15 protein-coding genes are annotated in these 12,237 nt (G+C 40.4%); 6 read left to right on the plus strand and 9 right to left on the minus strand.

Annotation, left to right across the window (positions count from 1 at the left end; all coding sequences use genetic code 11):
- Positions 1-114 precede the first annotated feature (114 nt).
- Together rpmF and ACP69Y_RS09270 are read right to left on the minus strand one after the other, a co-directional pair.
- Complete coding sequence (gene rpmF, locus ACP69Y_RS09265; RefSeq protein WP_067870197.1) at positions 115-300, minus strand: 50S ribosomal protein L32; 186 nt, start codon at positions 298-300, stop codon at positions 115-117.
- A gap of 76 nt (positions 301-376) precedes the next feature.
- Entirely contained in the window at positions 377-934 is a 558-nt protein-coding gene (locus ACP69Y_RS09270) for a YceD family protein (protein WP_425918098.1), read from the minus strand.
- A gap of 97 nt (positions 935-1,031) precedes the next feature.
- Between ACP69Y_RS09270 and ACP69Y_RS09275 the strand changes: the two genes are divergently transcribed.
- Positions 1,032-1,694: an elongation factor P hydroxylase gene (locus tag ACP69Y_RS09275; protein ID WP_425918100.1), complete on the plus strand. Its 663-nt coding sequence runs from the start codon at positions 1,032-1,034 to the stop codon at positions 1,692-1,694.
- An 84-nt stretch (positions 1,695-1,778) separates the two neighbouring features.
- Positions 1,779-2,396: an L-threonylcarbamoyladenylate synthase gene (locus ACP69Y_RS09280; protein ID WP_424620131.1), complete on the plus strand. Its 618-nt coding sequence runs from the start codon at positions 1,779-1,781 to the stop codon at positions 2,394-2,396.
- A gap of 127 nt (positions 2,397-2,523) precedes the next feature.
- Here the strand turns inward: ACP69Y_RS09280 and ACP69Y_RS09285 are convergent, their stop codons facing one another.
- Together ACP69Y_RS09285 and ACP69Y_RS09290 are read right to left on the minus strand one after the other, a co-directional pair.
- Positions 2,524-2,982 (minus strand): hypothetical protein, encoded by a 459-nt coding sequence (locus tag ACP69Y_RS09285; protein ID WP_425918102.1) that lies wholly within the window; start codon positions 2,980-2,982, stop codon positions 2,524-2,526.
- 116 nt (positions 2,983-3,098) lie between these two features.
- Positions 3,099-3,434: a GNAT family N-acetyltransferase gene (locus ACP69Y_RS09290; RefSeq protein WP_425918104.1), complete on the minus strand. Its 336-nt coding sequence runs from the start codon at positions 3,432-3,434 to the stop codon at positions 3,099-3,101.
- Between the two features lie 668 nt (positions 3,435-4,102).
- Here ACP69Y_RS09290 and ACP69Y_RS09295 point away from each other — a divergent pair.
- The 3 genes from ACP69Y_RS09295 to rluB are packed head-to-tail and all read left to right on the plus strand — an operon-like array spanning position 4,103 to position 6,635.
- Positions 4,103-4,897: a segregation and condensation protein A gene (locus ACP69Y_RS09295; RefSeq protein WP_425918106.1), complete on the plus strand. Its 795-nt coding sequence runs from the start codon at positions 4,103-4,105 to the stop codon at positions 4,895-4,897.
- A complete protein-coding gene (gene scpB / locus ACP69Y_RS09300; protein ID WP_425918110.1) occupies positions 4,894-5,484 on the plus strand; it encodes an SMC-Scp complex subunit ScpB in 591 nt (196 codons plus the stop codon). Before ACP69Y_RS09295 ends, scpB begins: the two co-directional genes overlap by 4 nt.
- Before the next feature lie 41 nt (positions 5,485-5,525).
- Positions 5,526-6,635 carry a 23S rRNA pseudouridine(2605) synthase RluB gene (rluB, locus tag ACP69Y_RS09305; RefSeq protein WP_425918112.1) on the plus strand — a complete coding sequence of 370 codons (1,110 nt, stop codon included), beginning with the start codon at positions 5,526-5,528 and terminating at the stop codon, positions 6,633-6,635.
- Positions 6,636-6,710: 75 nt separating this feature from the next.
- Here rluB and bioD read toward each other — a convergent pair whose 3' ends face one another.
- The 5 genes from bioD to ACP69Y_RS09330 form a co-directional block, all read right to left on the minus strand.
- Positions 6,711-7,361: a dethiobiotin synthase gene (gene bioD / locus ACP69Y_RS09310; protein WP_425918114.1), complete on the minus strand. Its 651-nt coding sequence runs from the start codon at positions 7,359-7,361 to the stop codon at positions 6,711-6,713.
- Positions 7,358-8,128: a malonyl-ACP O-methyltransferase BioC gene (gene bioC / locus ACP69Y_RS09315; RefSeq protein ID WP_425918116.1), complete on the minus strand. Its 771-nt coding sequence runs from the start codon at positions 8,126-8,128 to the stop codon at positions 7,358-7,360. The genes bioD and bioC overlap by 4 nt, the downstream gene beginning before the upstream one ends.
- Before the next feature lie 9 nt (positions 8,129-8,137).
- Positions 8,138-9,295 (minus strand): 8-amino-7-oxononanoate synthase, encoded by a 1,158-nt coding sequence (locus tag ACP69Y_RS09320; protein ID WP_425918118.1) that lies wholly within the window; start codon positions 9,293-9,295, stop codon positions 8,138-8,140.
- A complete protein-coding gene (gene bioA / locus ACP69Y_RS09325) occupies positions 9,292-10,617 on the minus strand; it encodes an adenosylmethionine--8-amino-7-oxononanoate transaminase (protein WP_425918120.1) in 1,326 nt (441 codons plus the stop codon). The genes ACP69Y_RS09320 and bioA overlap by 4 nt, the downstream gene beginning before the upstream one ends.
- An 86-nt stretch (positions 10,618-10,703) precedes the next feature.
- Positions 10,704-11,432 carry a YqiA/YcfP family alpha/beta fold hydrolase gene (locus ACP69Y_RS09330; RefSeq protein ID WP_425918122.1) on the minus strand — a complete coding sequence of 243 codons (729 nt, stop codon included), beginning with the start codon at positions 11,430-11,432 and terminating at the stop codon, positions 10,704-10,706.
- Positions 11,433-11,616: 184 nt separating this feature from the next.
- On the opposite strand from ACP69Y_RS09330, the gene ACP69Y_RS09335 reads away from it, so the two are divergent.
- Positions 11,617-12,147, plus strand: a complete 531-nt coding sequence (locus tag ACP69Y_RS09335; protein ID WP_425918124.1) for a peroxiredoxin — start codon at positions 11,617-11,619, stop codon at positions 12,145-12,147.
- Positions 12,148-12,237: the final 90 nt, after the last annotated feature.

A 12,237-nucleotide genomic window follows, 5' to 3' on the forward strand; every position in this document is an offset into this window, starting at 1 on the left:
ATTTAACACTTAATTTTTGTTTTGGTAATTGCCAAATACAACAAAAAACGGCAACAAAAAAAGGGAGCTTTCGCTCCCATTTTTTCTACTAAGCTTGACGCTTAATATCACCAATTATTCAGCAGCAGCTGCTTTAGCGAATAATTGACGACCACGGTAGATGCCATCTTTAGTCACGTGGTGACGACGGTGAATTTCACCAGATGTTTGGTCTACAGTTAATGCATTCTCGGTTAAAGCGTCATGTGAACGGCGCATGTCACGGCGAGAGCGACTTTTACGGTTTTGCTGAACGGCCATGATGGCTCCTTACAAAGATCGAAAAATGGATCAGAACAAATTCAGTTGTCTTATACTTTACAGTATAACACAAAAATTAGTTAAGTTTGCCCTTCAAACCTGCCAAAACACCAAACGGATTATCCCGTTTTTCTTCGGCAATGTCATCAGCAGCAGGTTGATGCTTATGCTCACAAACGTCATGTCTAGGAGACAAAGGCATCAACAATAACAATTCATCTTCTATCAGTGCGAGTAAATCAGCTGTCGCAGGTGCATCAAAGCTACCTTTGGTCGTTGCTTCACTCTCACCTAGGACGATGAAATCAGCATCCTCATCCAAGCGCTCTATCAGTGATTCATCATCCACAAGCGCTAAATGAAAGTCTGAAACGAGAGGAATTTCAACGGTATTCAAACAACGTTGACATTCCATTGGAACTTTCGTTTCAACATGACCATCTAACCATACGATACGATGATACGCATCCATTGATAGCTTACAGTCTATGTTAATCAATTGATGATCAATTGATCCAACAGCTTCACGGGAAATACGAACAAAGCGAGACAATGGCAGGGTACCTGACCATGTAAAGCCTTGTTCAGCCCATTTAAACGGCTCAATCTGTGCCGGAAAGGTATTTGCTGACATAATTAAGGCGGCAATTCTACAAATTCATGGGTACTCTGTCAAAGATTAAGATACAATTTTGTACTTATTTAGACAGATCATTTGGGTAATACAAGTCATGCATCAGTTGCAGCCGCAACCTGAAGTCACTACTTCATTACGGTTTACCACTCATTCAACCTCAGATTCCGCGGTTTTTTTAGACCATGTGCAACTTTCACCGTGGGCTAATTTGCAAACAGAAGTTCAACAAGTAGATTGGCTTATACTACACTTTAATCACTGGTTTTCCCACCTAAATGTGACGCTTGTTCGTGGTGATTTTGAACCTGAATATTTTCCAGCGAATAAAGACATCCCTGCCCGCATTCAGTTTGCGCATGGTTTCTTTAATAGTGCGTTACACGAGATCAGCCACTGGAGCATTGCCGGCGAGCAAAGACGCTTAGTGGCAGACTTGGGCTATTGGTATGCCCCGGATGGTCGAACTGCTGATCAACAAGCATTATTTGAACAGGTGGAAATTAAACCGCAAGCCATTGAATGGTTATTCTCTCAAGCTTTCGATCGAAAATTCCGCGTATCTTTAGATAATTTAACCGGTGATAGCGGTGATGGCGCAACTTTTAAAGACAATGTATATGCCCAAGTTCAGCAATATTTTAATGGCGAAGCCCAACTTCCCCGCGATGCAGCACGCTTTATTCAGTGTATCTGTGCCTGTGTTAGAGGTGGCAAAACATTACAAAGTGATGAGTTTCAACGCGAAATTCTGGATTGAATTACATAAACGCATCAAAGCATGATTGCAAGACTTTGTAAAATCAACAGATAATGTCTAAAAACAAGTCGGGAGAAAATAAATATGCTTCATTTAAGAGTACATCCTGATAATCCTCAACCCCGTTTAATCACTCAGGCGGTAGAACGTATCCGAGCCGGTGACGTGGTGGTCTACCCGACCGATGCCGCATATGCAATTGGTTGCCAAATCGGCAATAAAAATGCCATGGAGCGTATTGCACAAATTCGTGGCTTAGGACCGAAGCATCAATATGCCATTCTGTGTTGTGATTTATCCGATATTGCCACCTATGCCAAGGTGGACAATGCCATGTATCGGTTGCTGAAAAATAATACCCCTGCTGTAACCACCTTTATATTACCTGCAACCAGTGAAGTCCCCAAACGACTGATGCATCCAAAAAAGAAAACCATCGGACTGCGTATTCCGAGTAATCCGATTTGTCGAATGTTATTGAAGGAATTGGATGAACCCCTGTTGACCAGTACGCTGATTCTTCCCAATCATACAGAGCCTTTAGATGATCCATATGATATTGAAATGGAACTGGGTAAACGGATTGATGTGTTTGTGGATGGAGGTCTAGGAATTTTAAATACCACCAGTATTGTTGATTTATCCGGTGAGCATCCGGAAGTGATCCGTCGTGGTGTCGGAGATGTAAGCGCTTTTGAATAAGCCCTTTATTCTGCATCCTTGAATACAGAATAAATCAAGCGCCACTCTTCCATTTTTTTATTGCATGTCAACGTTTTCTCAGAGACGAGCGATATTCAGATGTCTCTGTAAATGTGATTGCATTGGTTTATACAGCTTGATTGAAATTTGGACATTCAGTAAGAGTTTGCTTGGTCTGATAAATTTCTTGTCTAAATTTATTCTGAATAATATAAGTTGCCGTCACGTTATCGTCTTTATAGACCGTTAAATAAGCATCTACCATATCCGGTTTCTGTCCTTTTAACTTCTCCAGAATTGAACAGCCGAGCTGATTGACACTGTTTTTTATAGGATCCGGAACTTGTTTACCATTAAATTCTGTCAAATACATATAAGTAATAATATTGGGATAGTGATTTAAGATATCCCCATCATTGATCGGCAATCCTGTACTCTTCATTTGCTGGCGCATCGTATCATCCATACGGATATTTTTTAATGTCTCACGCACTTGCTGCTGAAACTTATGCTTCCAATACAGTTCAATCCCTCCAAATAACACTGCAATGATAAATACACCTGTAATCACAAATTTAATATTCATTCTCAGTCTACTTATACTTATCAAAAAATTATTATTATGCCAACCGTATCACTCTTTTTTATTTTACTTAATGACAAAACCTATTGTTATGTTATTTTTTTTATTGAGTTTGTAAGTTAGTTAAACACTTTTTTCTGTTCTCCCTCTGCATCAAGATTATTTAGCTCGAACTCATTCTGATAAGCTTCTTGAAGATTGATCCATTCTTCATCTAATATTGAAAACCATGCCGTATTGCGGTTTCGACCTTTTACTATACGGTGTTGACGAAAGGTTCCTTCATACTGAAATCCAAACCGTGCAGCCGCACGTTTTGACGGTTGATTCAATTCATCGCATTTCCACTCAACCCGGCGAAAGCCTTGCTCAAAACATGCTTGCAATAATAAATAGATCACTTCGGTCGAGGCGGTAGACTGTTTCATTTGATGCGAAAAATAAACATTACCCATTTCTATGACCTGATCCGCAGGAGATTGATTAATTAACCCTCACCCATCCCGCCACCCTAGCATTAACTTTAATTAAATAATGGATGCTTCCCTTAAAGCCAAAACAATTGCCTAGAGCGATTCGTAATTCATCTTCAGTTTTAAAGCCTGAATCAGGCAAATAGGTCCAACAACTGCGATCCACTTCCATATTTACACATTGCCAAATTTGCTGAAAATGCTCTTCATTGAGTGTAGTTACAGAAAAATCATGTAATGTGACCCTATCCCATATAGATTTTTTGCTAAAAGATGCACTACTAAAGAAGTGGACACAGGTATACCGATAATTTGACCCTATTCATTTTCTTGTACTTTTTGATAATTTTTCATCTTTGATCACACCCCAGTTTCTTAATTTTATATTGCGTAAAAAATTTGTTTTATACCAGTAAAAAATACATATTTAACAATGACATCAATTACATTATTTTCCCTTCAATAAAAAATCCCTATTTATTTTAGGTTTTTTTGTCATTTGTTAGCTTTTGTAATTTATTTGAAGGTCATTTTCCTTTAGACTACGCAGATTAATTATGTGCTTTTTCTCTTCACACAGCACCTATCCTGAAAGCTGATCTGAAATAGCATCTTCATGCCTTTGAAAATTCGCGTGGCCTATAACTGTAATGAATCAACCGATCCATAATCCTATGGAGCAAGCTTCACCCATCCGTGTTTTGGATGAGTGGCAAGAATCTATTCCAGAGGATTTGTATATTCCTCCTGCAGCATTTGAAATTCTATTAGAGCATTTCGAAGGACCACTCGACTTTCTGATTTATCTGATTCAAAAAAGCGGTTTTAACTTATTACAACTAGATATTGCGCCGATTGCAGCCCAGTATTTGTCCTATATGGATGCAATGAAGTCACTCAATATTGAATTAACAGCTGACTATATGGTGATGGCGGCGTTATTGGCCGATCTTAAATCACGCTTGCTGCTACCCAAAGCAAATACATCCATTGTGATTGAAAAAGATCCAAAACAACAACTCATTGATCGTCTGGAAACTTATTTACGGGTAAAACAGGCAGCTGAACGTCTGGGGCAAATGCCCGTTTTAGAACGCGATACCTTCCCCACCAATGTCAGTTTAGGTCAGATTGCACAGAATAATGAAGGCTATAATATTGGTCTTTTACGTGATGCTTTATTTTGCGTGTTTAACCGACCAGAACCGATGACCCATCAAATTTTACAAGAACCGGTACTGCTTGAAGAACGGATTGCCTTTATTGAAAATCGTTTAGGCTCCGGTGAAATTCTACATTTTCAAGCCTTATTGAAACCGAGTCAGGGACGTATGGGGATGGTGGTCACCTTTATGGCCATTTTAGAACTGACCCGTCAACAAAAAGTGAATATTATTGCGACAGGTATTGAAGCGCCACTTGCGATTCAAGGAGTACTCGCATGATTGATCATCAAGCTTCTCCTTTATCTGTCGCTGATAACCAACATGAAGTTTTGATGCAACTGGAAGCAATTATTTTTGCAAGTGAAGCAGCAGTTTCACTTGCACGTTTAAAAGAAGCGTTCCAGAATCTATATTCTAAACAAGAATTGCGTCAATTCTTGCAACAACTTGCTATGCTACAACATGGCAGATCGATCGAACTGGTGGAAACAGCACAAGGTTTCCGTTTTCAGGTTCGTGCTAAATATCGTAATATCATTACCCAAGTTTGGCCAGAGCGACCAACTCGCTTATCGCCAACCATGCTCGAAACCATTGCTGTGATTGCTTACCATCAACCAGTAACCCGAGCAGATATTGAACAAATTCGTGGAGTTTCAAATAATAGTCAGATACTGAGATCGTTGTTTGACTGGAACTGGATTAAAGAGTCCGGTTTTAGAGAACTACCGGGAAAACCCGCGTTGTTAGTTACAACGCCACAATTCTTAAATGCTTTTGGCCTGGCGTCTTTAGGTCAATTGCCTCCCCTGCAGGATGCCAAGGAAGCTTTTATGGTACTCGATGCTCACGCACCGAAGTCATAGATAGGTGAACTGTTGATGATAATTTCTAAGGTTATGCTGTCATGAGTGAAAAATTACAAAAGGTACTTGCACGCGTTGGTTTGGGTTCTCGCCGTTATATGGAAGAAGTCATTGCCGCTGGTCGTGTTAGTATCAACGGACGTGTTGCCCAAGTGGGTGAACGCATTGAACCAGGTGATGAGCTTCGCATCGATGGTCGTAAAGTCCAATTCCAAATTGAAGACGAAATTCGTCGTCGTGTTCTGATTTACTACAAACCAGAAGGTGAAATTTGTTCACGCAATGACCCTGAATCACGTCCGACCGTATTCGAACAGCTTCCAGCAATTCCAGGTGATCGCTGGGTGATGGTCGGCCGTCTGGATATTAACTCGACTGGTCTTTTATTGTTCACGAATGATGGTGAGTTGGCGAATCGCCTAATGCACCCTTCAAACGAAATTGAACGTGAATATGCTGTGCGTGTGATGGGTGAAGTAACACCACAACTTAAAAACAATATGACCAATGGCGTTGTTCTGGATGATGGTCCGGCAAAATTTGAATCATTCTCTGAAATTGGTGGTGAAGGGATTAACCGCTGGTATCAAGTGGTGGTAAAAGAAGGTCGTAACCGCGAAGTTCGTCGTATTTTCGAATCTCAAGGTCTTAAAGTTAGCCGCTTGCTTCGTACCCGTTATGGCACTGTCATTTTACCTCGCGAACTTCGTACAGGTCGCTGGATGGAGCTTGATAAAGGCGACATCGACAACTTGACCAAATCGGTTGAGTTAAAACCGCGTCAAGGTACGGGCTTGTTCGGTATGGCAAAACGTCGTAACGAACGTATGCAAGAAAAACCAATGGCAGCACGTCGTGGTGGTTATTTACGTCAGCAACGTCGTGATAACGAAGAAGAAGTTCAAAAGCCAGCTTTCAACCGTGAACGTCGTGAAAACCCAAATGGCTCTGGTCAACGTCGTCAAGACAATAGCAAAGGTACATATGCGCAGCGTGAAACTCGCCAAGACACTACTGCCAATACATCTACACAGCGCGAACGTCGCCCGGAAAACTTTGGTAACCAAGTGACTTATGGCCAACGTGAACGCCGTGATGAAAATGCACCACGCAAACCATTCGGCATCAATAAAGGCTTTAAGAAGTTTTAATTTCTAAAGTAAAAAAACCACTCATTCGAGTGGTTTTTTATGGCTTCCATTATTTCCGCTTTGCATGAAAAAGGATTAAAAGGACGGTAAAACGGGTATATCCATCCATTGTGCATGTGGAAAATTTTTCGCCAAATATGCTTTTAAATATTCTGAGGTATCTTTAGAAATAAGCTCATCTTGTGATTCGTCATTTAGGTTATAGGCCAAAGCGTAAAGTTCCAAGCCACGGCTTTTCAAAGCCTCCAAGCTCAGTAAAGTATGGTTAATACTGCCCAAACGCCCCGAACTGACCAAAATTACAGGAAATTTCTTTTTTGCTACATAATCAATCGTCAGTAATTCTGTGGTTAAAGGCACCATCAAGCCACCAGCACCTTCGAGCAAAACCACTTCATATTTATTAGCCAGTTGCTGAGTGGCATCTTCAATTTTCTGAAAATCAATTTCACGACCATCAATTTTAGTCGCCAAATGTGGTGATGCGGGATAAGTAAAAATTTCTGGCATCGTGAGTTTGCTTTCATCTTCCGGAAACCAGCCCATCTGCATAATGTCACGGTGCCGTTCGATATCTTCAGAAATATCAGTATTGCCGGTTTGGATCAGCTTTTGGGTAATGGTTTTTTTGCCCTGCTCATTCCATAACTTTGCCAGATAACCCGTGGTATAGGTCTTGCCAATACTGGTATCAATACCACTAATAAAATAAACCGCTGCGGTCATGGCTTGCTCCGTGCAATACAGTAAATAGGATGATAACTCAGCTGATAATGGCGTCGACCACTCTGCTCAATTTCTGAAAATTGCAAATAATCTTGATAGAACTGCTGTAACGACTGTTTGGTCCAGCGATGCTGCGATGCGGTTGCAGTAACGCCTGTGGCTTTTAAATGTTGCAGTACTTCTTTAGGATGTGAAAAAGCTAATGTTTCCATACCTTCTGAAAGATGTAAAATTTCAAAATCCCGCTGCATCAACTTTTGCTGAATAGATTCAATACTTAGATAATCCAAACCCTGTCCAGTCAATGCCTTAATTTCTTTTAAATTCTGTTGACCAAAAATCGAAAAACACAAATATCCTTGCTGCGTTAAAGTTTCAGAACATTTTTTAAAAACAGCATCCAGATCACCAATCCATTGTAAAGCTGAACTGGACGTAATCAGATCAAGTGATTGTGGAAAATTCAGTTGTTCTACATCACCAATCAGCCATTGCAAATTTTCTTTGGCTTGAAAATGCTGCTGAACTTCAGGATACAGGTCATTTAAAAACAGTTGTCTGATTGCAAAATGCTGCATCAGCAAATGACTTAAATTTCCCGAACCACAGCCAATTTCAAAAACACAATCTAAACTGTTTGTGGATAAATGTTCTTGCATCAACCGAATTAAATTCTGGCAAATCTGTTTTTGCACTACTGCATGTTGAGTATAGCTTTGCCCTGCTTTCTCAAAGCGCTGCGCGACTTGTAATTTATCAATATTCACCCTGCAAACTCACAACAATGTCACAAGCTGATCAAGGTCAGTTTGGCTAATTTGTGTAGTCAGTGAAATACGTAATCTTGAGCCATGCTTGGGTACAGTCGGTGGACGAACAGGCATGATGTAAAAACCGGCCTGCTGTAACTGCATTGCTTTATCTACGGTTTTTTGTGATTCCCCGATAATCACTGGGACAATATGTGAGGTTGACGGACAATCAAAACCTTTACTTAAAACCGCTTGCTGTAGGGACTGACTAATATTCTTTAAATGCTGGCGCTCATTTTTTAAAGTTAAAACTTTTTGAAAAATAAAATCGGTCCAAGCCATACAGATCGGTGGCTGCGCAGTACTGAAAATCAGCGGACGCATTGAATTAATCAAATATTCACGGATGATCGGATGACAAATCAGATAGCCTCCAACGGATGCAAGCGCTTTACCAAATGTCCCCACCAGTAAATCAATATCCTCAATGACAGCATATTGTTCAGCACATCCTAAGCCTTGCTCGCCTCGAACACCAATGGCATGCGCTTCATCAACATAGAGCATGACTTTAGAAAATTGCTTTTTAATCCGAACCAGTTCAGCCAAATCTGTTTCATCACCATCCATACTAAAAATGGATTCAGTCACCACAATAATGCGATCAAATGATTCATCTGCATGATACTTTTGCAAAAGTTGGGTTAGATGATGTAGGTCATTATGGCGGTAACGCACATATTTGGCCGTAGATAAGCGGATACCGTCAATCATGCTGGCATGTATCAATTTATCGGCCAGGATGAGTGTTTTACTGTCACTCAGCGCAGGTAGAATTCCGATATTCATATGATAACCACTGTTAAATAACAGCGCAGCGCGGCCATAAAAAGCCTGACTTAAGCTGGCCTCTAGCTGTTCATATTCAGGAAAATTACCGGTCAATAAACGTGAAGATGATGAACTCATGATACGCAGCTCATTTGGTGTTTCATCAAAAAACTGCTCACGTAAACTCAAGTCAGAGGCCAAACCCAAATAATCATTGGATGAAAGATTGAGCATCTTCTGACCATTAATTTCGATCATACGACCATGCTGAACATTGGAAGTAAATTGGCGCAGATTGCCCTGTTGCTTTAATTCATCCAGTTTTGCTGCATAGCTCTCCAACAGTTTCATGCTGAAACCTCTTGCATCTGCTCAACCACATCAACCAATTGTTCTAGCAAAGTATTCAGCTCTTGCTCACTAATTACGTACGGTGGCATCACATAAACCAATTTACCAAATGGACGTATCCAGATACCGCGCTTAACAAACTTTTGTTGCAGGGTTTTCATATCGACATTAAAGCTCAGTTCAACCACGCCAATGGCGCCCAGTATCCGCACATCCTGTACATAATCAAGTTGTGACAGAGGCTGTAAATGCTGATCTAATTGTTTTTCAATACGTTGAATATTCGCTTGCCAATCTTGTGCCAATAAAACTTCGGTACTTTTCAATGCGACCGCACATGCCAGTGGATTGGCCATAAAGGTTGGACCATGCATAAACACACTCGCCTCACCTTGGCTAATGGTTTCCGCAACATGCTTTGTCGTTAAGGTTGCCGAAAGCGTCATATAACCGCCAGTTAATCCTTTTCCGATGCACATAATATCCGGTTCAACTTGTGCATGTTCCCATGCAAACAGCTTGCCGGTACGCCCAAAACCCGTAGCAATTTCATCAAAAATTAACAGCACGTGGTATTTTTCACAGAGTAATTTGGCTTGACGTAAATATTCAGGATGATAAAACCGCATTCCCCCTGCACCCTGCACAATCGGTTCTAAAATCAGACCGGCAATGGTTTGATGATGTTCAGCTAAAGTTTTTTCCAGTTCAGCAATATCGTCCTGATTCCATTCATCATAAAAACCGACTTGTGGAGCCGGAACAAAGAAACGATTGGGTAAACTTGAACCAAAAATCTGATGCATGCCAGTGACGGGATCACACACCGACATCGCATTCCAGGTATCGCCGTGATAGCCAGAACGCGGGGTCACGAAATTGGTCTTTTGAGTCTGACCTTGTGCAGAGCCATCTTTTGCAGACCCCTCTTTTGCAGACCAGTACTGCACCGCCATTTTCAGCGCCACTTCAACAGCAACTGACCCTGAATCGGCATAAAAAATTTTATCCAGACTTGGCGGGGTGATTTTTAAGAGTAATTTCCCCAATTCAATTGCGGGATCATGAGTCAATCCACCAAACATGATATGCGACATCTTTTGCAATTGATCCGTTACTGCCTGGTTCAGCTCAGGATGGTTATAACCATGAATGGCACACCACCAAGACGACATCCCGTCAATCAGTTGTCGTCCATCTTCCAGTTCAATGATTGCACCATAAGCCTGTTTCACTTTAAACGTCGGCAATGGTTGCGTCATGGAGGTATAAGGATGCCAGATATGTTCAAGATCAAACTCTAGATCAGTTAACTCGGTCATCCTTACCTCTAACAATGCATAAAAATTCTAATTTTCAGATCTTAAACTGACACCGAATAAAAAGGAATTGCGATATAAGCCATTTCTTAAGATGTTTGTTTTATTTTCTTTAAATACTGGCAGATTTTGTCATTTGTTTCTTCTACATTAAATATAGGAAAACCATGTGAACCAGCCATCAGATCCGCTTCTAAAAATTTTGCATTTAAATTTTGAATATTTTCCATAACTTGGCAGCTAACCAAAGCATCCTGCTGTGCAAGCAAATGATATTGGTTGCCCGGATATTTTTTTAATATATCTGCAACATTTAATTGCTGCAGTAAATTTAAACCTTGCTTTAATAGCTGAATTTGCTGTGGTTGAATTAAACTTTGCAAAGTGATGAAATCTGCCTTGGTACTTTTCACCCCCTGACAGACCATATAGCCAAATTTCTTTAATGTTGCAATGGCATCCAGTTCAAAGGACTGTTGAAACTGCTGAAACGTGAGTTGATCCATTGCAGTTTGCCAGGAGTCATGGGCAACAAAACAAGGATTAGAAGCGAGGGTGATAAGGACTTTTTGTTGTGCATCTTGTTGTTCAATTTGATTAACTAGCAAAGCGGCCAATTGTCCACCTAAAGACCAACCTACTATCACATCAAACTGTTTAGCCAGTTCAACCTGTTGTTGCACTATCTGCTCATCCAAGGCATTAAAGATATTGATCAACTCAACTTGATGGCCTTGTTGTTCTAATGCCTGTTCCAAAGGATTAAGCAATTTGGTGCCACCGCCCCAGCCTGTGATGAGTAAAATACGTTGCTGCAATGTTAATCCTTAAATCCGTGCTCTGACTGACTACAGTATATAAAACTTCATTGTTTTTAAACTGCACAAAATCCATCAAAAATGATGTATCTCATATCAATATAATTTTGTTAGTATTTAGAGATATCACAACAAAAAGAATGTTATGAACGTTTCTAAAGTATGCACAATCACGTTGCTCTGCATGAGTGGAAGCTTAAGTTTTTCTCAGCTCGCATCTGCTGAAAGTTCCATTTTCTCAAAGTCTGAAACATCTCAAAAACAATGGGTCGGAAAATCAGCTCCCGCTTTTAAATTGCAGGATCAAAACAGTAAATGGCATTCATTAAGCCAATACAAAGGCAAATGGATGGTTCTATATTTTTATCCTAAAGATAATTCACCCGGTTGTACCCAAGAAGCCAATCAATTCAAGGCGCTGTATCCGCAATTTTTAAAAAGTAATGCGGTAGTAATTGGCGTCAGTCTAGATGATGTGAAGTCTCATCAAAAATTTTCAGAGAAATTGGGCTTACCTTTTCCCATTTTGGCAGACAATAATCATCAACTGGCAGATCAATTCGGGATTGTTCGCAACTTAGGCATTACCAAAATAGCCAAGCGAGAAAGCTTTTTGATTGATCCCAAAGGAACCATTGTTTATCACTACAACAGTGTAGATACACAATCGCATGCTGCTCAAGTCTTGGCAGACATTCAAAAGTTTTCTAAATAGATCTTCGATTATTCAAAATCTAGACAGTACGACTCGGCTCAAATGATAAAAAATGAAGATATAAAAAAGCCCGACGATTGTCAGGCTTTC

The sequence above is a fragment of the Acinetobacter sp. TSRC1-2 genome (assembly GCF_049895885.1).
GTDB lineage: Bacteria > Pseudomonadota > Gammaproteobacteria > Pseudomonadales > Moraxellaceae > Acinetobacter.